Origin of the sequence: Paraburkholderia sp. ZP32-5 (genome assembly GCF_021390495.1) — a bacterium.
Classification (GTDB): domain Bacteria; phylum Pseudomonadota; class Gammaproteobacteria; order Burkholderiales; family Burkholderiaceae; genus Paraburkholderia.
On record NZ_JAJEJP010000002.1, the window covers coordinates 354,633 to 374,830 of the forward strand.

Genomic DNA, 20,198 nt, shown 5'->3' on the forward strand with positions numbered 1-20,198 from the left:
GAGAGCGGATGAAACGAAACAGGGAGCGCGGCATGGCAACAGTGGAAGTGGCACTCGTGCTGCCGCTGCTGCTTGCGCTGATATTCGGCGTCGTGCAATTCGGCTGGCTGATCAACAACTATCTGGTGCTGACCAACACGGCCTCGCTCGCCGCGCATCTGCTCGCGTCGGAGCGCGGCTACTCGGCGCCGTACACCGACACGCAAAAGGTGATCACCGAGCAGACCCGGAATCTGAAGGGCGCGCTGACGATTTCGATCAGCGTGGGCGGCTCGTCGTGCACCAGCGACAGCGCGTGTGCGTCCGCGTTGGGTTCGACTACTCAGGCGCCGGCCACCGGCACGCAGGCACAGGTGCAACTCGGCTATTCGTTCATGCCGCTGTTCGGTGGCTCGTTGTACAAGCTCAAAAGCATCATGCCAACCAGTTTGAGCGCCACCATGTCGGAGCTGGTGCAATGAATCCTTCGAGAACGACAATGCGCGGCCGCGGCGCTCGGCAACTGAAACTGAAGAAACAACGCGGCGTAGCGGTGGTCGAATTCGCGCTGCTCACGCCGCTGCTGATGACGATCGTGATCGGCATCGCGCAGTTCGGCTGGATGTTCAGCAACTATCTGATGGTGGCCAATGCCGCGTCGTCGGGCGCGCGCTATTTCGCGGCGCAGCGCGGCACCACCAATCCGTACAGTTCGACGCAAACCCAGGTCGGCGCATCGGCCGCGTTGCTGACGACATCGAAACTGACGATCGCGACCTCGGTCAACGGTGCCGCGTGCAGCAGCGATTCGAGCTGCGCCGCCGATCTGACGAGTGCCGGTGGCACCTCGGCGGTGGGCACCGCGACCGTGACGGTCAGCTACACGTTTGCACCGCTGTTCAAGGGCAGTTTGTCGCGTCTCTATACGCTGATGCCAAGCTCGCTCAGCGCGAGCGCGGTGGAGCGCGTGCAATAGCAGAGCATCAAACAAGGGCGCCCGTGATACGAGGCGCCCTATAACGCATCGCGCGATCACAGCGCGGGCAAAAGCAGAAACAAAAAAGCAGAAGCAGAAGCGGTACAACCGACTTCAAGAGCGTGGGACCATGAAAAGAAAATACCTCGGTTTGCGCGGTTCGCGTCGCCGTGAGCGCGGCGCGGTGTCCGTCCTCGTGGCGATATCCATGGTGGTGTTGCTGGGATTCGCGGCGCTCGGCGTCGACTATGGCTATCTGGCCTACAGTCAACGGCGTCTGCAAAGTGCGACCGATGCCGCGGCGCTCGCGGGCGCGGTGGATTTGTGGACGCAATCGATGGATACCGTTTCGAGCGACGCGCAAGCGTTCTCGGCGGGCCGCAACAATACGCTGCCCGCTGGTGTCGTGCCGGCGAGCGCGGTGGTCACCGGGCTGAAGCTCGCGAGTGTTACGTTGCCGTATGCGCAGGCGGTCTCCGGCAACAACGGGATTCAGGTCACGCAGCAGGCCACGGTGCCGCTCTACTTTGCGCGCGTGTTCGGCAAGACCCAGCAGACGATCTCGGCGACATCGACTGCGGGTGCCGGCGGCGGCGCGGAACCGGCGCTGTACAACGTGATGATCGTGCTCGACGCTACGCGCTCGATGGCGACGACGACCGACAACCATTGCAAGGACTCGAAGGGCAACTCGCAGACCCGACTGCAGTGCGCGCAGGCCGGCGCTTTGAAACTGCTGACGGGGCTGACCAACGCTGGAGACAACGTCGGGCTGATGGCGTTTCCGCCGCAGACTTCGTCTTCGTACAACTTCTCGTGCACCGGTAAGTCGCCGACTGTCGCGAGCAGCTATTCGGCGTCGGGGTTGAGCTATCAGATTTCGCAGCTGGGTACGGGGTATCTCGGCAGCAACGGTAAGGTGAGCACGACCTCCAGCATCGTGCAGGCGCTCGGTGGTGGCAACTGTAGCGGGATGCCGGCGCCAGGCGGGCTCGGAACCTTCTACGCGCAGGCGATCACGGCCGCGCAGGCGGCGCTGCAAGCGACTTCGTCGACCCAGCATCCGGCTGGCCAGAACGTAATCATCCTGTTGAGCGACGGCATTGCCTCGTCGACAAAGACCCAGTTGGGCAGCACCTATACCAGCCAGTATGGTAGCGAGTGCTATGCCGCGATCCAGGCCGCTGCCGCGGCGAAAGCCGTTACCAGTACCGGTACCAGTACGTTGATTTATACCGTCGCGTATCTTGGCGGCGAAGCGTCGTCGGCACCGAACTGCGACGACGGCAGCGGTGGGCAGGACACCACGCCAAAGGTGCGCACTGCCTGCGGCACGATGCAAGCGATTGCAACCAGCCAGTCATACTTCTACTCGGATACCTGCTCGAATGCGGCGGGCGGCACCAACAGTCTGAATACGTTGTTCACCCAGATCGCCTACAGCTTGACCAAGCCGCGGTTGATCCCGCAGACCGCGCAGTGAATGCGTGCGCGCGAGTCACGGCATGTCGTGCCGATCAGCCGCGCGCCTTCCCTGAAAAATCGGCAGACGCCAGCCGAAACGCATCGACGCGAGCCGCACCATCACACAGGCGAGCGTCGCGAACCACGGCGTCCACCAGTCGGTCCAGCCTGCATACGAAAAGCCGACCTGCACCCCCGCGCCGAACAGCGCCGCCGATGCATAGATTTCGCGTTCGAGAATCGCCGGCACGCGCGACAGCATCACGTCGCGCATCACACCGCCGCCCACTGCGCTGACGGTGCCGAGCAGGATCGCGAGTTCGGCATTGTGGCTGTACACCAAAGCCTTCTGCGCACCCGCCACCGCGAATAAGCCAAGGCCGATCGCATCGAAAAATAGCACCGGCTGACGCAGCCGGCGCACCTGCGGATACGCGAGAATCGTGACCGCCGCGGCGGCCAGCGAACTCGCCAGATAGCGCCAGTTCGACAGCCCCGCCGGTGGAATCGCGCCGATGCAGACGTCGCGCACGATGCCGCCGCCGCACGCCACCATGAACGCGACTGCGGCAATACCGAACAGGTCGAGCCGTCGTTGCCGCGCGGCCACCGCGCCGCTGATCGCGAACGTGAAGGTACCGACCAGATCGAAAAAGGTATAGACGGCGTGTGAATTCACAGTGATTTATCGAGTTGAGCGGGCAGGGCGCCGGCTTCGCTGGCGAGCAGACTGCTCGAAAGCTTGCCGAGCAGTTGTTCGAGCATCTGGCGTTCGTTCGCGCTAAGCGCGTCGGAGAGTCGGGCTTCCAGCATCGAGCCTAATACTTCCGATGCCTGCGCGATGTCGAGCCCTTGCGTGGTGGCGCGTAACGCGACGCTGCGGCGGTCGGTCGAATGCGGGTTGCGTTCGAGCAGGCCGCGCGCTTCGAGTTCGGCGAGTACCTTGGACAGCAGCGTTTTCTCGATCAACGCGCGTTGCGAGACCGCTTTCGGCGTGATGTCGGGCTCCGCGCAGACGAGGCGCAGCACGCGCAGTGCGCGCACGTCGAGGTTCCAGCGCTCGCGATAGACGACGTTCGCGCGATTGATCAACAACGCGCTGGTCAGATCGAGCCTGAAAGTCAGGAAGTCCGAATACAAGAATTGCTCCGCTGGCGGTTGCGTGCCCAGGGCGGGCACGCACGCATTATAGGCATGTAGTTGCAGCTTTCAACTACATGGCGGAGCGCGGGGTGTGTGATGCGGGGTTCGGCTTTAGCGCGTGCCAGCCGCTTGCGGATGCGCTATCTGCAGCGCAATGAGCGACTGGCGCGCGGCGCCGGTTTAATGCAGTTCGTTGAACTCGATACGGCCGCCTTTCATTACCAGCGGAATATGCTCGCCCTGGCCGGTCAGGCAGTTCAGGTCACGGAACGGATCGCCGTCGACCACCAGCACGTCGGCATAGGCACCCGGCGTGAGACGCCCCAGCTTGCCGGTCATGCCGAGAATTTCGGCGCCGATGGTAGTGGCGCTGCCGATGATCTCGGCGGGGCTCAGCACTTTCGCGCGGATCGCGAATTCGTCGCTTTGCATGCGATGCCCAGGGCCGAGTAGATCGGAGCCGAACCCCATCTTGACGCCGGCGTTTCTGAAAATCTCCAGCGACTTCAAACCGGCTTCGCGCACGATGTCGATCTTCGCCGCGCTCTCGGCGGACAGGCCGAACTGCACGCCCTCGATATGTAAGGCCTCGTAAGCGACCAGCGTGGGCACCACGTAGGCGCCGTGCTCGGCCATCAGATCGGCGGTCGGCTCGTCGATCAGATTGCCGTGCTCGATCGTGCGCACGCCGCAGCGTACCGCGCGACGCATCGATTCGGCCGTGTACGCGTGCGCCATCACATAGGTGCCGCGTGCCTCGGCTTCGGCGACGACCGCGCGGATCTCGTCCTCGGAATAGCCGAGCGCGCCGACCGGATCGGTCGGCGACGCGACGCCGCCGGAGGCCATGATCTTGATCTGGTCGGCGCCCATCTGCAGTTCTTCGCGCACCGCGCGGCGCAATGCATCGACGCCGTCGACGACCCGGCTCAACGCACCGACACGCACGCAGCAGTTGCACGGCGCGTCGCCGGGCATGAAGTCCGTGCGCGCGCGTCCGTCGCCGTGGCCGCCGGTCTGGCTGAGCGCGCGTCCGGCGACGAACAGTCGAGGCCCTTGCGCGAGGCCCATTTCCACCGATTGCTTCAGCGCGAAGCCGGCGCCGCCCGCGTCGCGCACGGTCGTGAAGCCGCGCCGCAGAATGCCGCGCATGATCGGCAGCGCCTTCAGCGTGACGAACACGTTCGGCATGTTCACCTGGCTCGGCAGATCGAACTGCGTCGCGACCATGTGCGCATGCAGATCGATCAGCCCCGGCATGATGGTCTTGCCGTTCAGATCGATGACCTTGGCGTCGGGCGCGTCGATCGTCTGCTGAGACACTTCCTTGATCGTGCCGCCTTCGACCAGCAGGTTATGGCCGGGCTGCAAGGCTTTTTGCAGCGGATCGAGCAGAGCACCGTTCTTGAACAGGATGCGGTCCATTGATTTCTTCCTCGGGTTGCAGGGGCGGGCGCGCGATACGCCCACGGTCAGTGGTTCGGCGAATCAGCGGTTCAGACGCATCGCGGCAATTTCTTCCAGCGAGCGGCCACGGGTGGATACGCCCATCAGCAGAACGGCGAGCGCACCGATGATCAGCACCAGCGTCGTGCCGCCGAAAACGCCGCCGAAGCCGAGGCGCGGATACAGAAAGCCGACCAGGATCGGCGCGGCGATCGCGCCGAGGCGACCGATTGCCGACGAGACGCCCATGCCGGTCGCGCGCACTTCGGTGGGGAACACTTCGGGCGTGTACGCATAGACGCCGGCGTAAGTGCCGTTCATGAAGAACGACAGTAAGAAGCCCGATGTCAGAATTTCGGCATCGCTGTGCGTGAGCGCGAGGCCTAATGCGGAAACCCCGCCGAGTGCCATATACGTGACGATGGTCGCGCGCCGGCCGATCTTTTCATTGAGCCACGCGCCGGAGAAATAGCCGGGAATCTGCGCGAGATACATGACCAGCGAATAGGAAAAACTTCGCGTGATCGTCATGCCGCTTTGCACCAGCAAGCCGGGAATCCACGTGAAGAACGCGTAGTAGCTGAATGTGATCGACAGCCACATCATCCACGCCATCGCGGTGATGCCGGCAAGCTGGCGCGACCACAGCGCCTTGAGCTTGGCGATCGGCGAGCCGCTCGCAACGGGAGCCGGGGCACTCGTCGCGACTTCCTGCTCGGGCAACAGCGGCAAGCCGGCCGCATGCACGACCGCTTCCATCTTCTCGACGATCACCGCGGCTTCGGCGGTTCTGCCGCGGCTGTCGAGCCAGCGCGGCGATTCGGGCAACGCACGCCGCCACCACAGCAGCATGACGATCGGCAGCGCGGTGATCACCGACACCACCCGCCACGCTCCGGGCGCCAGCGGAATGACCAGATAACCGAGTATCGCGGCAAACACGAAGCCGAACGAGAAGAACGCGGCGAGACTGCCGGTGAAGGTGCCGCGATATTTGCGCGCGCAGAACTCCGAAAGAAAGGGCGCGACGATCGCGCTTTCGGCACCGGTGCCGATGCCGGCGACGATGCGCGTCGCCATGAAGAAGGGCCAATCCTGCGCGGTGGCGCTGACCAGCGATGCGATGCAATAAATGACCAGCGCCCACACCATCACTTTGCGTCGGCCAATCACATCGCCGAGGATGCCGGCGAGCGCGGCGCCGAAGAAGTAGCCGATGAAGGTGCCGCTGCCGAGCACGCCGGTCTGCACGCTGGTCAGATGCCATTGCTCGCGCAGCACCGGCAGCATGAAGGCCAGCACGGCCGCATCCATTGCATCGAAAACGTAGCCCAATCCTCCCAGCCACAACAGTTTCCGATGAAAGCTCGAGTACGGCAGGCGCTCTATGCGAGCGGGAATCGTCGACATAGCAAGGTTCCTTCCATAAAGAGGAGCGCCGTGGCGCCGAGGCATCGTCAAACGAGTATAGGGAGTCGAAATAGACGGGGCTTGGACGAAAACCGCATCGAACATGCGGATTCCGGCATCACCGCGCGGGGTGCGGCGACGCGTCAAAAGGGACTTGAAAGTTCGTGGCCGGACAGCGCGAAGGCAATGCCGGCAAGGCGGACAGCGGATTCGTCGGATGTTGAAAAGACCGGCCTCCGTGGCCTTGGCGCCGTCGCTACCGTGGAGAAACGCGCATACCATCGCCACGACGTGAATCCGGCGCTGTCTCGTGCCAGCGAGGCGATGGTGACGCCTTCATTAAAGCTGCTTGCAGTAAAACGTCGTGCCGCAGAATTCGCCGTCCGGCATCAGCGCGTAATTCGGCACATTGCCCACCCGTTGCCAGCCGGCGCGCTGATAAAGCCGCTCGGCGTCGCCACCCGTGACCGTGTCGAGCACGAGCACCGACTTGTTTTCTTCTCGCGCGATGCGATCGATCTCGCTCATCAGATCCTGGCCGACGCCACGCCGCCGCGCTTTTCTATGCACGAGCATCTTCGCGACATCCGCGCGATGCGGCTGGTTTTCGGGCTGCGCGGTAATCAATTGGACGGTGCCGACGATGTCGCCGTTGCTGTCTTCTGCAATCAGCAGCGCGCGCTCGCCGCGCGCCACGCCTTCGGCCACGCCGCGCCAGAAGTTTTGCGCCTTTTCCCGCGAGACCGGCAGCATGAAGCTGACCGATGCGCCGCCTTCGACGCAGTCGATCAGCACGTCGGCGAGTGCGTCGACGCAGGCCGATGCTTCGTTGCCGCCGAGGCGGCGTATGGTTATCGGCTCGATCATCCGTTTCTCCGTTCGTTGATGGGCGACATGATGGGCGACGTGGTGAGCGCCACCAGATAGCGCGCGCGTTTGCGGGTCGGATTTCTGAAGGCGGTTGGACTATCGAGCCGCATCGCGAGGCAGTCGCCGGCTTTGAGCCGCCAACTGCTATCGCCGAACGTGATTTCCATCACGCCTTCGAGCATCCATATCTGCTGATGAATCTCCGCGTCGCGCGCGCCGGTTTCGTAGCTCACGCGTTGGCCGGCCGGAAAGTCGACTTCCACCAACTGGATCGCCGAGCGCGCGGTCGGCGACAGATGACGCCGCACGTAACCGGAAGTCGGATCGGTCCACACGGCCTGATCAGCGGCACGGCTCACGGGCGACGGTTCGACGGAGGGCGTGGTGTCCTGCTCGAACAATGCCGCGAGCGGCACGTTCAACGCAGTGGCGAGTTTGTCGAGCACGGTCGCGGTCGGGCTGCTTTGACCGCGTTCGATCAGCGAGATATTCGAGCGGCTGACCTTGCTGCGTTCGGCGAGTGCGTCGAGCGACCAGTTCTGCGCATCGCGCAGCGCTCTGACGCGGCGTGCGATCAGGGCATTGATGTCCATGTGTTCCAGTTTAAAGGATGGCGTTTCCAGTAAACTAGATGAGACGTTTTTTGCTGTCAACCGCTAATAGCAGTGCGTCGACAGGCGACGTCGATGTGCCAATGCAATCGCTACAATCCGTGGCTTAAATATTTCCGGATCTCTATTTCGATGATTACCTGCCATGTTCGCTATGTGATTGAGCCGAGTCTGATTGCGGAATTCGAGGCCTACGCAAAGATGTGGATTCCATTGGTCGAGAAATTTGGCGGTCAACATCACGGCTATTTTCTGCCCGCGGAAGGTGCAAACAACATTGCACTGGCATTGTTTTCTTTTTCGAGTCTTGCCGCATACGAACAGTACCGGCATCAATCACAGCACGATGCGGAATGTCTGAAAGCCTTTGCGTATGCGGCTCAGACGCGCTGCGTGTTGAGCTATGAGCGCAGCTTTTTCAGGCCCGTGCTCGAGTGAGCAAGCGTATGAGATTGCATATCGCATATTTTTCCGTATTCAATGCCGCGAATAAGAAATCGTATAGAAATTGCCGGTTCAGATTGAATTCACATTCAATCCAGAGCTGACGGTATTCACTACCTATATGTAAGAAAATTCTGACTGCCCATTGCGCATAAAAACACGCATATTGGTAAAAATACTGATGCTGTAGTCAGACTACATTCTTACATTACTCCCCACGGAGCGCCGCTACAGCCCATCCGCTGCAACGATGCTCCGTCCGGCAGGCAAACGTTTGCAGTCACCGCTGCATTGCCTGCTTTCGCGTCCGCCGTCCACCCCTCGACGCGCTCCGCTGGCCCCCAGAAAAAGCCCCATTTCGGAGAGACACCTATGCAGAAGAAACTATGGCCGGCCGTCGCGATCGCGGCGGCCGTGAGTGTTGCTGCGCACGCGGAAATCCCCACCTCGCCGCTCGACTTTGCTCCGCTATCGACGGTGCTCAACGCATTCGCATCGGCGGCCGCGCATCGGCGCGCCGAAACGCTCGTCAACAAGATGACGCTCGACGAGAAGCTGCAATTCATTCACTCGGAGTACGCGATGTCCGCGGTGCCAGGCGGCGGCGCGGGCTATATCCAGGGTGTGCCGCGACTGGGCATTCCCGATCTGAACATGGTCGACTCCGCAACGGGTTCGGGCAGCACCACGCAGGCGAGCACGACGTTCCCCGCGACGATTGCCGTCGCTGCAAGCTGGGACCGCGACCTCGCTTCGAACTTCGGCAAGCAGATCGCGATACAGCTGCGTGAACAGGGCTTCGGCATGGGGCTCGGCGGCGGTACGAACCTGGCGCGTGAACCGCGCGGCGGGCGGCTCTTCGAGTACCTCGGCGAAGACCCGGTGCTCGCCGGCGAAATGCTCGCGGAACGCACTGATGGCACGCAAAGCCAGAAGGTGATCGCGACGATCAAGCACTACATGGGCAACGAGCAGGAGCATGGCCGCAGCGGAGGCAACAGCCAGATCGACGAACGCACGATGCGCGAACTCTATCTGCTGCCGTTCGAAATCGCCGCGCGGCGCGCACAGCCGGGCAGCGTGATGTGCAGCTACAACCGCGTGAACGGCACGTATGCGTGCGAGAACTCGCATATCCTCAACGACGTGCTGAAGAACGACTGGAATTTCCAGGGGCAGGTGCAATCGGATTGGGGCGCGGCGCATAGCACGGCACCCGCGATCAACGCCGGTCTCGACGAGGAAGAGGACGTCGGCACGACCGTTTATCTGACGCCGGATGCGGTCAAGCAGGCGATCGCGAACGGTTCGGTGTCGACCGCGCGTCTGAACGACATGGTCGAGCGCAAGCTGTACGTGATGATTCGCACCGGCGTGATGGACGATCCGCCGAAGGGTGGTGCGACGATCAACTACGCGGCCGCGAATGCGTTCACGCAGTCGGTCGCCGAGCAATCGATGGTGCTGCTGAAGAACGCGAACAACCAGTTGCCGCTCGCCGCCGGTTCGCTATCGCGGATCGCGGTGATCGGCGGACACGCGGACGCGGGCATGCTGACGGGCGGCGGTTCGGGCAATACGCGCGATCCGGTGACCGGTGCGTTCTCCGGGTGCGGCGGCCTGCAGTTCGGCACGACCAATGGCTGCAGCTGGTGGACCAATCCGTGGATCAAACTGAACGTGCCGGTCGTGTCGGCGATTCAGGCACTGGCGCCGAATGCCCAGGTGAGCTTCGCCGGCAATAGCGATCAGCAGTCGCCGTTCCGTGCGTACACGCAGCAGGAGATCACGCAGGCAGCGACGCTCGCGGCGAACTCCGATGTGGCGATCGTCGTTGTCGCGCAGCCGGCCGGCGAGGATATCGGCGATCTGACGAGCTTGAGTCTCGCTAACCCGACCAACCAGGACGCGCTCGTCGAAGCGGTCGCGGCGGCCAATCCGCACACGGTCGTCGTCGTCGAAAGCGGCAACCCGGTGCTGATGCCGTGGAAGGACAGCGTGTCGGCTATCGTCGAAGCGTGGTATCCGGGTGAAGCGGGCGGCAAGGCGATCGCGAACGTGCTGTTCGGCAAGGTCAATCCATCCGGCAAGCTGCCCGTCACGTTCCCGATGCATGACCAGGATACGCCGACGTGGGGTACGAATGGCGCGTTCCAGACCAACCCCGTGTACTCGGAACAGCTGAACATGGGCTATCGCTGGTACGACGCGAAGAACATCACGCCGATGTTCGAGTTCGGCTACGGACTGTCGTATACGCACTTCGCGTATTCGGGTCTGTCGGTCGTGCATCTGCCGGGCGGCCTGATCGACGTATCGTTCAACGTGCGCAACGACGGCCGCATGGCAGGCGCGGAAGTGCCGCAGGTGTACCTCGGTGTGCCGTATCAGGGTGAGCCGCCGCGTCGTCTGGTGGGTTGGGATAAGGTCGGTCTCAATCCCGGCGAATCGCGCCGCGTGCATCTGGTCGTGACGCCGCGCATGCAGAGCGTGTGGGATACGACGAACAACCGCTGGCTGTACGTGCCGGGCAGTACGGTGTACGTCGGTGCGTCGTCGCGCGATATCCGTCTGCAAGGGCATAGCTGAACAGCGTTGCGATGAGGCGAAGCCGGGCGCGGCAGGTTGCGCGCCCGGCGCAATGCCGCTTACGCTTTGAGCGTGTTCTTGTAGAACTTGCCGTCTTTCATCACGATACGCAGGTTCTGCTCGGGGTTGGCGATCAGATCGAGATTCTCGAGCGGATTGCCGTCGACGAGCAGCAGATCGGCGTACGCACCTTCTTCGAGTACACCGAGTTTGCGCGGATACGGATTGCGATGACCGGACATGGCGAGCAGTTGTCCGTTGGTTCCCGTCGCCATGCCCAGTGCTTCCGGCGCGGTGTACCAGCGCTTCATGTGCGCGAGCATCGTGCCCTGACGCGTGGCGACCGCTTGCGAAAAGATCAGGTCGGTGCCGAACGCGACCTTGATGCCGTGCTTGCGCGCGAGCTTGTACGCGTTGTCGGTGCCGGCCGTGACCTCCATAAATTTCTCGCGGCTCGCGGGAGCAAGCGGCGCGACGTCGTCTTCGCTCAGGAACGGCTGCATGCTCAACCATGTGCCGTTTTTCGCCATCAACGCCGCGGTCTTTTCATCCATCAGATGACCGTGTTCGACGCATTGCGCGCCCGCCGCGACCGAGCGTTGAACCGACTCCGGCGTGTACGCATGCACGGTGATATAGGTGCCCCAATCCGCCGCCGTTTCGACCGCGGCGCGTAACTGCTTTTCGGTGAAAGTGAGCATGTCGAGCGGACTACGCGGCGTGGAGACACCGCCGCAGCCAACCATCTTGATCTGCGTCGCGCCCTGAATGAACTGCTCGCGCACCCGCAGACGGACTTCGTCTTCGGTATCGGCGATCGCGCTGCCGCCGTCGCGCTCCGATTGGCTGACCTGGCTGCTCGTGCGCGGCAATTCGGCCAGCGAACGGAAATCGCCGTGACCGCCGGTGGTCGTGATCATCGCGCCTGACGGATAAATGCGCGGTCCGGAAATCATGCCGGCGTCGATCGCCTGCTTCAACGCAAAGGCAGGGCCACCCACATCGCGGATCGTCGTGAAGCCGCGCAATAGCGTGCGTTCGGCTTCGGCGCTGGCCGCCAGATGCACGAGCGCGATATCGGATTGCAGGATCACCTGAATCGGCAATGCCGCGAGCAGCGCATGCCAGTGCATGTCGATCATGCCCGGCATCATCACCTTGCCGCCGCAATCGACGAGCGTCTTGCCATCGGTCGCGGCGGGTTGACCCTGGCCGAGCTGACTGATGCTATTGCCCTCCACGACCATATAGAGGCCATCGCGCAACGTCGACGATTTGCCGTCGAACAGGCGGAAGTTGATGAATAGCACCGGTTTGGCGGGCGCGGTCGGCGGCAACGTACTTTGAGCATGGCTGAGTCCGGGCAGCACGACGCTCAGCATCGACGCCGCCAGACCGGCGACAAAGCCGCGGCGCGACAGATCGGCACTGATGCGGCGGTTCGCGTACTGCGCTTGCGCCTTGTCGCAAAGACATGAAATCGCAGGACTGACTTTTTTGTTGCCGAGGTACTTTCCTGAAGGCATAGCTCACCCGTAACGTAGATCACCGTGCATCGAAAGCCGCCGCCGGACGACAACCTGCGGCGAAGTGTGTCAATCGAGAGCAAGAGTATCGCCTGCGCCCAGGCATGGCAAATTACATTGCAAGTGAACAATTGTGAACTCGCAACGCGAAACTCTTTTCCATTAAAGCCGTGATATGAGAGTGACCCGCTATATCAGCACGACCTTGTTGCGTAATTGCCCTATTACAGCAATCAATTAAAAAAAATCTGCTTGCGACTGCTGAAATAAACGGGCTATGCTCATGCCACTCACGAAGCCCGTGAACCTCCCGGAAAAGGCGGCACAGGCAACCGTATCAAGGCGGCAGGATGGTTCGGACGAACGTCACAGCGAGGCTGTTGCAGTGCGCAACAGTGCTATGTGTATCGCGATCGTTAATCTTTTCGGCACTGGTCGGCCGCGTAGTCCTGTCGCAGCGTCATATTTGTCACATTATCGTGAACTTATTGGTGAACGCATCTTTGTGGCACTCCGTATTTCCAATAAGAACAACCATCCATTCGGCATTCAGTTCTTACCCCGTATCGGCATTGCGCAATAAGCGTCGGGACCGGCGCTATGACATCTGTCCTGCTTATTTTTCACGGAGAAACCAAGATGAATGACGTATCAATGCCGCGTGTGATCAAGGTGCTGGCCGGCGCCGCGTTGTCGATGTTTGCCGTTGCCGCAATGGCGGAGGATACGCTTGGCCTGTCCGAAAGCCTGTTTTCCATCGGCGCGCCGGAAATCACCGAGGCGCCCGCTCCGAATGCGAGCCCGTGGCACTTTTCGGTCGGCGCCGGTGTGGTGAACATGCCGAAGTTTCCCGGTTCGAGCGGCACCAAATGGGAAGTGCTGCCCGTGGTGAGTGCCAACTACGACCGCTTCTTTATCGGCGCGAATCCGGACGCGGCGTCGGCGCTGGCACTCGGCGCCTATCTGTATCGCGACAGTAACTGGCGTGTCGGCGCAGCCATTACTTACGATTTCATTCAGCCGCGCAGCGAGTCGGACGATTCGCGGTTGCGCGGGCTCGGCGACGTGAAGCGGACCGCGCACGCCGAACTGTTCGGTGTTTATACCTATCAGTTCATTACGGCGCGCGCGAGCGTTTTGACCGATATCGCCGGCAACGATCGCGGCACCGTCGCGACATTCGATCTGCTCGGCCGCTATCAACCGATTCCGCAACTGACGTTGACTGCCGGACCAGGGCTCACATGGGCGAGCAGCAAATACAACGAAACCTATTTCGGCGTGAACTCCGAGCAAAGCGCGCGTTCCGGATTGCCAACGTATTCGGCCGGCTCCGGTTTGAACCAGTTGCGCTTCTCGTTGAACGGCGCTTACCGGATTGCACCGCGTTGGAACATCGGCGCGAGCGTGTCGTTCGCGTGGCTGCGCGGCGATGCAACCGACAGCCCGATCACCGAGAAGACCAGTCAGATCACCTATGGCCTGTTCTGCAATTACCTCTTCTAAGCAGAAGTAGTGAAGGCGTTCGCGCGAAAGCGTGACGCGTGCGCGCCCGCAAAGATTAAAGCCCACATGAACCGATAGCTCAGGTACATGTGGGCTTTTTCATTGAGTGAGCAGTGAAGCTCGCTCTATTGGACGCATGGCTCATGCCCATGCAACATCAACTCTTCTGTGCGAGCAGTTCCTGAATCTTCGCTTCGGTCTGCGCATAGGCGCCTTCACCGAAGTGCGAGTAGACGATCTGTCCTTTCTTGTCGATCAGATAGAACGCGGGCCAGTACTGGTTGTTATAGGCACTCCACGTCGCGTACTGATTGTCCTGCGCAACCGGATAAGTAATGCCGAGCCGCTTCAGCGCAGTCTTCACGTTGCCGGTGTCACGCTCGAACGGATACTCGGGCGTGTGGACGCCGATCACCGTGAGCCCCTGATCCTTGTACTTCTGATTCCAGCTCTTCACATACGGCAGCGTGTTCAGGCAATTGATGCAGCTATAGGTCCAGAAGTCGATCAGCACCACCTTGCCGCGCAATTGCTGCAGATTCAGCGGCTCGCTATTGAGCCACTGCGCGATGCCGGTAAGTTCCGGCGCGACCGGACCGCTTTGCGGCGGCGCGGCGACGGCGGCAGTATTTGCTCCGATGACCGCGCAGGCGGCGAACGCGGTGGAAAGCGCGAAGGTTTTGAATCGGGCGATCATGTCAGAGTCCTTTGAGTGACGGGAAAAAGGCGGCGAGCCGCGCGTACAGCAGCACGTCGTATTGCAGATAGATGGCGAGTGCGGTCAGCATCACCAGTACGCCGAAGATCTGTTGCAGGCGTTGCGCGTGACGTGACACCACGCGTACATGGCGGGTCACGTAATGTCCGCCGTAGATGATCGCGAGCATCGGAATGGCCGCGCCGAGCGCATATAACGTGAGCAGCAGCGCCGACCAGCCGAAATCCTGTGCTTTCACCACCAGCACCAGAATCGATGCCAGCACCGGTCCCGCGCACGGTGTCCACACCGCGCCGAGCGACATGCCGAGCACGAAGCCGCCGGCGTTGCCGGTGCCAGGCTGGGTACCTGCCGGAGTGCCCGGTGCAATAGCCGCGCCGATGCGTTCGAGCGGCGCTTGCAGTTGCGCGACGAGCCAGTCGTAAGGGCGCGGCCATAGGCGCAGCAGGCCGGATAGCGCGAGCAATGCGATGCCGGTATTACGCAGTGCCTGCTGCGCGATATGCACGGTGCTGGACACCGCGCCGAGCAGCAACGCAAAAGACGCGAAGCTCAGAATGAAGCCGGCGACGATAAAGAGCGGCCGTGTGCGGCTTGGTTGTTCGACGGAGGTGCCGAGCAGGATCGGCATGACCGGCAGCACGCAGGGCGACGCGATCGTCAGCAAACCGGCGAGCAGAGCGAGCGGCGTTTCTAGAGTGCTGTGCATGGTGGGCGCTCCGTTGGCTGGTATGGCCGTATTGGAACGCCCGCGCGTATCTGGTTTATGTCTGCGCAGATGGCAATATGCAAGCTTTTGTGTCTGCGTATAGCGTGGATACACTACGACACAATTCGATGGATGCGCTTGTTTGCGCGACTACCGGTGGGGCCTTTTTATGTACATGTGCGTGCGCGTGCGTATGTGCGTTAGCGTGTTTTGCGCTTTCGCGTCGCATTTGATTTGGAAGCCGAGAACATCGGCATACGCTCCTGAATCCAGCGCAGCAATTCGAGCGGTCCCGGTGCGAGCGGCCGACCGGTTTTCACCAGCACGCGCGCATGCGCGCCTGAGAACAGCGGATGATCGATCGGCACCGTCGTCAATTCGCCGCTCGCAATTTCCCGGTAGGCGGCAAATTCGCCGATCAGCGTCATGTAGTTGTCAGCGGTCACGAAGCGCTTCAAGGCACTGAGCGAGTTGGTCGTCAGCGTCGCGCGAATCGACATGTTCTCGGCCAACTCGGTCATCTTGATCACGTGGCCGATCCCAAACGTGGGCGGCATCAGTGCCAGCGGATAGGCACGCAGATCGTCGAGCGTCGCGGGCTTCTTTCTTTTCGCAAGCGGATGATCGCTTCTCAACAGCAGGACGACCGGCTGCAGCGAACTCGCGCGATGTTCGATACGCGGATGAGGCGGTGGATTGTAGGCGAGCCCGATATGAGTGCGGCTTTCGGCGACGTCTTCCTGAATCGCATCCACCGCGAGCATATCGAGGCCGATTTCGAGTTCGGGATATTGGGCGCAGAATGGCGCGAGTACTTCGTCGACCAGTACATCGACGAAGCCTTCGCTGACGGCGAGCCGGATTTGCCCTCGCTGAAGGCCTTTTAGCGCATGCAGCTGATCTTCGAGCTTTTCCTGCTGTGAGCGATAGCCGCGCCAGAATTCGAGCAGATGCGTTGCGGCTTCGGTGGGTTTGACGCCGCGCGGCTGCCGCTCGAACAGTACCGCGCCGAGTTCGTCTTCGAGCAGCTTGATCTGCCGCGTAATTACCGATGGCGACGTATTGATGCTTTCGGCGGCACCGCGAATGGTGCCGTGCGTGAGCACCTCGTTGAAATACCGAAGACGTTGCTGATTGATCTCTCGCATATTATTGGCCGACTACGGTTAGTGCGTTGCTCTTAAAGCAACGATATGTGAACTTAGTTGCTCTTGCTGTCAAGGGCTTGCACTGTCACTATTCAACTCAAGCGTTGCGACAGCGGTCAAGCAGCGAACAGCCGTGCCGCCGTCGAAGCATGCGGATTTTCATATTCGCTTCATTCGTTCGATTCCATCGCCTTGTATGTCCGTTCTGTTCGCACAGCGGTTTGCGTGCGTCTGCGCGAGGCTTCGCATCACCTGATTAAGGAGAACAACCATGTCGGATCAGATCAATAGCCGGCGCCGTCGCTTTCTCGGCACGACCGTCGCGGGTCTCAGCCTGCTCGAATTGGGATTGGGCGGACTCGCGCACGCACAGTCGGCCGGCACGAGCGGTAATGCGCAAGCGGGCTCGCGTGTCGCGTCGTTCGAGAATATTCGCTCGATCAAGGCCGGCACACTCGACATCAGCTATGCGGAGGCGGGGCCGCAAAACGGTCCAGTGGTCATTCTGCTGCATGGCTGGCCGTACGACATCTATAGCTTCGCCGACGTGACGCCGCTGCTGACGGCAGCCGGCTATCGCGTGATCGTGCCTTATCTGCGCGGCTATGGAGGCACGCGTTTTCTGTCGGCGGATACGCCGCGCAACGGTCAACAGTCGGTGGTCGCGGTCGACATCATCAATCTGATGGACGCACTGAAGATCGACAAGGCGGTGCTCGGCGGTTTCGATTGGGGCGCGCGCACGGTGAACATCATCGCGGCGCTGTGGCCGCAGCGTTGCAAGGCCATGGTGTCGGTGAGCGGTTATCTGATCGGCAGCCCTGAGGCGAACCGCGCGCCGTTGCCGCCGCAGGCCGAACTGACCTGGTGGTATCAGTTCTATTTCGCCACGGAGCGCGGCCGTGCCGGTTATGAAGCGAACCGTCACGACTTCAACAAGCTGATCTGGCATACCGCCTCGCCGAAGTGGAATTTCGACGACGCCACGTTCGAGCGCAGCGCCGAATCGTTCAATAATCCGGACCATGTCGCGGTGGTGATTCACAACTATCGTTGGCGCTTGGGGCTCGCTCAGGGCGAGTCGCAATACGACGAACTCGAAAAGCGGCTGGCCGCCGCGCCGACGATCGCGGTGCCGACCATCACGATGGAAGGCGATGCGAACGGTGCCGCGCATCCTGCCCCGGCAGCATACGCGAAGAAGTTTACCGGCAAGTATCAGCATCGCGACATCAGCGGCGGCATTGGTCACAACCTGCCGCAGGAAGCGCCGAAGGCGTTTGCGCAAGCTATTCTGGACGTCACGCGTCTTTGATCGGCGGGCGCTTGCGCCCGGGTCGTTTCGCTCACCGTAGCCCCAGCAACCGAATTTCGGCTGCTGGGGTTTTTTCATGGACCGCGTGCAAGGCACACGCGAAAGCGCTCTTTGTATCGCAATGTATCCATCCGGTACACAGACAAACACGCTTGCATAAACGGGGGGTAACGAAAACATTGCGGATACGTTGGCGCGTTCAAATGTCGTCACGCAAGGTTGATTCGCAACGTTGCGTGAATCAGGCGGGACATGAACGCGTATCGATATCGACGGCTTCATGTTTCGCTCAGTCCTTGATCCTTCAATGCTGAAACCGGAGAAACATGATGAAACTCGTTCAATCGCTGATCGTCGCTGCCCTCGTTGCTATTCCCGTCGCTTCGTTCGCGCAATCTCAATCGCAACCTGCGCTGACGCGCGCCGATGTGCGCGCGGAACTGGTGCAGTTGGAGAAGGCCGGCTACAGCCCGGCGAGCGACAACACGCAATACCCGCAAAACATCCAGGCCGCGCAGGCGCGCGTCGATGCGGGCCATGATGCAACGCTCAGCGCTTATGGTGGCGTTGCGAAAGGCGGCTCGGCTTCGGGCTCGCGCGCACCGACGAATCATGCGGCGGTGAATGATACGAATGCGGGTACGAATACGGGCACAAACGACGGCTCGAACATCATCGGGCTCGGTTCGATTTACGCGCATTTGTAATCGATGCGGTGTGACAGGCCGTTCGTTCGCGTCTTCTATCGACGCGGGCGGCCTGCACGCATGCCGAATAGTCCGTTGCGCCCCACGTGTTCAGATCGCAATCGACGGAATGCTCTTCATGCAGCGCAGCGCGAACATCGAGCGGCTATGGCGAATGCCCGCGATCTTGTACAGCTTCTCGCGCAGAAAGCGCTCATAGCCGGCTGTGCCGTCCACCGCGACCTTGACCAGATAGTCGTAATCGCCCGACACCAGATACGCTTCGAGTACTTCGCTGAGCGTCGCGAGTTCGGCGCCGAAGCGTGCGAGCGCATCGTCGTCGTGGCGGTCTAACGTGACTTCGAGCAGCACGATGTCCGCGAAGCCGAGCTTCTGCTGATCGAGCAACGCAACATAGCCGCGGATATAGCCTTCGGTTTCGAGCTGACGCGTGCGATTCCAGCATGCAGTGGTCGACATGCCGACCAGCTCGGCCAGCTCCGCGTTGCTGAGTCGGGCGTTCTTTTGCAACTGACGCATGATCTTGCGATCGAGGTTGTCGAGCGGGCGATTTCGGGCGGTCATGGCATGGGATGGAAGAGTGTTCCGGAAAATCCGATTATAGGCGTAGATCGTTCCGAAATCGCATCTGAACCCACTGCCTTTAAGAAGCCTATCCAGCGGGGCTCCCGGTATATTTTCTCCATGCATTCATGCCCGGGACAACCGTCCGGGCCGAGGGCTCCAGCCCGGCGGCCCATAGCGGCCACAAGCTGCGCTTCGGAGTCTCGCCGCCCTCGCATCAGAGGGCCGCACGCGAGCGAATTCCGGCGTTACCAGCGCCGGAAGACGCGCTCGCCGGGCGTGGACGCATGTCGATGCAGGCGCCGCGCCGAATTGACGACTTGTACAATCTTTAGTACAATGACGTAGATGGTGATTCACGCGGGCCACTCGTTTTGGTCGGCGTTGAATCGCCAGCCGTCTTATCTTTATCTTCAATCCTGGTGTCATCACCATTCGTCGCGGATCGAACAGGGTCCGCTAAGGTATGGTTTCCATGAATATCCTGACTTTTAGTGAGGCGCGAGCCAGCTTTAAGCAGGCGCTGGACGCGGTCTGCAGGGACCATGAACCGACTGTCATTACCCGGCAGCGCGGTGAACATGTCGTATTGATCTCTCTGGACGATTACAACAGCATGCAGGAAACACTGCATCTGCTTGGTTCGCCTGCAAACGCGGAGCGGTTGCGTCGGTCCGTCGCCGAATTCAAGGCTGGTAAGACTTCGGAGCGAGGCTTACTGAAGAATGAATCAACAACGCAGGAAGGCCAGAAACAAGGCCGAAGCAAAAAGTGAAGTAAAGGTCGCCTGGTCGTCCGATGCGTGGGATGACTATCTTCATTGGCAGCAGCACGACATGCGGATAGTCGGAGAGATCAACGATCTGCTCGAGGAAATCTTCCGCGATCCATTCAGGGGAACAGGTAAGCCGGAGCCTCTACGGGGAGATCTGACCGGCTTCTGGTCGCGCCGCATTACGAAGGTGGACCGTCTTGTGTATATCGTGCAGGACGGCATCATCCATGTGATGCAATGCCGCTATCACTACACGAAACCTTAAACGTTTCGCTTCATCCAGAAACGCACATCGCGG

The 20,198-nt window shown here is 61.1% G+C and carries 22 protein-coding genes; 11 read left to right on the forward strand and 11 right to left on the reverse strand.

The window, feature by feature from the left end:
• The first annotated feature begins 8 nt into the window (after positions 1-8).
• From L0U82_RS20465 to L0U82_RS20475, 3 genes are all read left to right on the forward strand, one after another.
• Entirely contained in the window at positions 9-461 is a 453-nt protein-coding gene (locus L0U82_RS20465) for a TadE/TadG family type IV pilus assembly protein (RefSeq protein WP_233833968.1), read from the forward strand.
• Positions 458-955, forward strand: a complete 498-nt coding sequence (locus L0U82_RS20470; RefSeq protein WP_233833970.1) for a TadE/TadG family type IV pilus assembly protein — start codon at positions 458-460, stop codon at positions 953-955. The genes L0U82_RS20465 and L0U82_RS20470 overlap by 4 nt, the downstream gene beginning before the upstream one ends.
• Positions 956-1,085: 130 nt before the next feature.
• Positions 1,086-2,438 carry a vWA domain-containing protein gene (locus tag L0U82_RS20475; RefSeq protein WP_233833972.1) on the forward strand — a complete coding sequence of 451 codons (1,353 nt, stop codon included), beginning with the start codon at positions 1,086-1,088 and terminating at the stop codon, positions 2,436-2,438.
• A 15-nt stretch (positions 2,439-2,453) separates the two neighbouring features.
• Here the strand turns inward: L0U82_RS20475 and L0U82_RS20480 are convergent, their stop codons facing one another.
• The 6 genes from L0U82_RS20480 to L0U82_RS20505 all read right to left on the reverse strand — a co-directional run bounded on the left by L0U82_RS20480 (position 2,454) and on the right by L0U82_RS20505 (position 7,881).
• Entirely contained in the window at positions 2,454-3,098 is a 645-nt protein-coding gene (locus tag L0U82_RS20480) for a trimeric intracellular cation channel family protein (protein WP_233833973.1), read from the reverse strand.
• A complete protein-coding gene (locus tag L0U82_RS20485) occupies positions 3,095-3,559 on the reverse strand; it encodes a MarR family winged helix-turn-helix transcriptional regulator (RefSeq protein ID WP_233833974.1) in 465 nt (154 codons plus the stop codon). The genes L0U82_RS20480 and L0U82_RS20485 overlap by 4 nt, the downstream gene beginning before the upstream one ends.
• A gap of 183 nt (positions 3,560-3,742) precedes the next feature.
• Complete coding sequence (locus L0U82_RS20490) at positions 3,743-4,987, reverse strand: metal-dependent hydrolase family protein (RefSeq protein WP_233833975.1); 1,245 nt, start codon at positions 4,985-4,987, stop codon at positions 3,743-3,745.
• Positions 4,988-5,050: 63 nt separating this feature from the next.
• Positions 5,051-6,418, reverse strand: coding sequence for an MFS transporter (locus tag L0U82_RS20495; protein WP_233833976.1), 1,368 nt, complete (start codon positions 6,416-6,418; stop codon positions 5,051-5,053).
• A gap of 339 nt (positions 6,419-6,757) precedes the next feature.
• Positions 6,758-7,285 (reverse strand): GNAT family N-acetyltransferase, encoded by a 528-nt coding sequence (locus tag L0U82_RS20500; RefSeq protein ID WP_233833977.1) that lies wholly within the window; start codon positions 7,283-7,285, stop codon positions 6,758-6,760.
• A complete protein-coding gene (locus L0U82_RS20505; RefSeq protein WP_233833979.1) occupies positions 7,282-7,881 on the reverse strand; it encodes a helix-turn-helix domain-containing protein in 600 nt (199 codons plus the stop codon). Before L0U82_RS20505 ends, L0U82_RS20500 begins: the two co-directional genes overlap by 4 nt.
• Positions 7,882-8,031: 150 nt before the next feature.
• Between L0U82_RS20505 and L0U82_RS20510 the strand changes: the two genes are divergently transcribed.
• Both L0U82_RS20510 and L0U82_RS20515 read left to right on the forward strand, forming a co-directional pair.
• Positions 8,032-8,337: an NIPSNAP family protein gene (locus L0U82_RS20510; protein ID WP_233837428.1), complete on the forward strand. Its 306-nt coding sequence runs from the start codon at positions 8,032-8,034 to the stop codon at positions 8,335-8,337.
• A gap of 378 nt (positions 8,338-8,715) precedes the next feature.
• Positions 8,716-10,932: a beta-glucosidase gene (locus tag L0U82_RS20515; RefSeq protein WP_233833981.1), complete on the forward strand. Its 2,217-nt coding sequence runs from the start codon at positions 8,716-8,718 to the stop codon at positions 10,930-10,932.
• A 59-nt stretch (positions 10,933-10,991) separates the two neighbouring features.
• Here L0U82_RS20515 and L0U82_RS20520 read toward each other — a convergent pair whose 3' ends face one another.
• Positions 10,992-12,458, reverse strand: a complete 1,467-nt coding sequence (locus L0U82_RS20520) for a metal-dependent hydrolase family protein (protein ID WP_233833983.1) — start codon at positions 12,456-12,458, stop codon at positions 10,992-10,994.
• A 301-nt stretch (positions 12,459-12,759) separates the two neighbouring features.
• Between L0U82_RS20520 and L0U82_RS20525 the strand changes: the two genes are divergently transcribed.
• Both L0U82_RS20525 and L0U82_RS20530 read left to right on the forward strand, forming a co-directional pair.
• Complete coding sequence (locus L0U82_RS20525; RefSeq protein WP_233833985.1) at positions 12,760-13,041, forward strand: hypothetical protein; 282 nt, start codon at positions 12,760-12,762, stop codon at positions 13,039-13,041.
• Positions 13,042-13,097: 56 nt separating this feature from the next.
• Positions 13,098-13,964: a MipA/OmpV family protein gene (locus L0U82_RS20530; protein WP_233833986.1), complete on the forward strand. Its 867-nt coding sequence runs from the start codon at positions 13,098-13,100 to the stop codon at positions 13,962-13,964.
• A 157-nt stretch (positions 13,965-14,121) separates the two neighbouring features.
• On the opposite strand, the gene L0U82_RS20535 is transcribed toward L0U82_RS20530, so the two are convergent.
• The 3 genes from L0U82_RS20535 to L0U82_RS20545 all read right to left on the reverse strand — a co-directional run bounded on the left by L0U82_RS20535 (position 14,122) and on the right by L0U82_RS20545 (position 16,539).
• Positions 14,122-14,661 carry a thioredoxin family protein gene (locus L0U82_RS20535; protein ID WP_233833988.1) on the reverse strand — a complete coding sequence of 180 codons (540 nt, stop codon included), beginning with the start codon at positions 14,659-14,661 and terminating at the stop codon, positions 14,122-14,124.
• A gap of 1 nt (position 14,662) precedes the next feature.
• Positions 14,663-15,391 carry a cytochrome c biogenesis CcdA family protein gene (locus tag L0U82_RS20540; protein ID WP_233833990.1) on the reverse strand — a complete coding sequence of 243 codons (729 nt, stop codon included), beginning with the start codon at positions 15,389-15,391 and terminating at the stop codon, positions 14,663-14,665.
• Between the two features lie 200 nt (positions 15,392-15,591).
• A complete protein-coding gene (locus tag L0U82_RS20545) occupies positions 15,592-16,539 on the reverse strand; it encodes a LysR family transcriptional regulator (protein ID WP_233833992.1) in 948 nt (315 codons plus the stop codon).
• Positions 16,540-16,810: 271 nt separating this feature from the next.
• Here L0U82_RS20545 and L0U82_RS20550 point away from each other — a divergent pair, with 271 nt between their 5' ends.
• Positions 16,811-17,854, forward strand: coding sequence for an alpha/beta fold hydrolase (locus L0U82_RS20550; protein WP_233833994.1), 1,044 nt, complete (start codon positions 16,811-16,813; stop codon positions 17,852-17,854).
• Positions 17,855-18,183: 329 nt separating this feature from the next.
• Complete coding sequence (locus L0U82_RS20555; protein ID WP_233837429.1) at positions 18,184-18,561, forward strand: DUF4148 domain-containing protein; 378 nt, start codon at positions 18,184-18,186, stop codon at positions 18,559-18,561.
• Positions 18,562-18,651: 90 nt separating this feature from the next.
• On the opposite strand, the gene L0U82_RS20560 is transcribed toward L0U82_RS20555, so the two are convergent.
• Positions 18,652-19,125, reverse strand: a complete 474-nt coding sequence (locus L0U82_RS20560; protein ID WP_233833996.1) for an Lrp/AsnC family transcriptional regulator — start codon at positions 19,123-19,125, stop codon at positions 18,652-18,654.
• Positions 19,126-19,600: 475 nt separating this feature from the next.
• Here L0U82_RS20560 and L0U82_RS20565 point away from each other — a divergent pair, with 475 nt between their 5' ends.
• Entirely contained in the window at positions 19,601-19,900 is a 300-nt protein-coding gene (locus L0U82_RS20565) for a type II toxin-antitoxin system Phd/YefM family antitoxin (protein ID WP_233833998.1), read from the forward strand.
• Positions 19,851-20,165, forward strand: a complete 315-nt coding sequence (locus tag L0U82_RS20570; protein ID WP_233833999.1) for a Txe/YoeB family addiction module toxin — start codon at positions 19,851-19,853, stop codon at positions 20,163-20,165. The genes L0U82_RS20565 and L0U82_RS20570 overlap by 50 nt, the downstream gene beginning before the upstream one ends.
• Positions 20,166-20,198 lie beyond the last annotated feature (33 nt).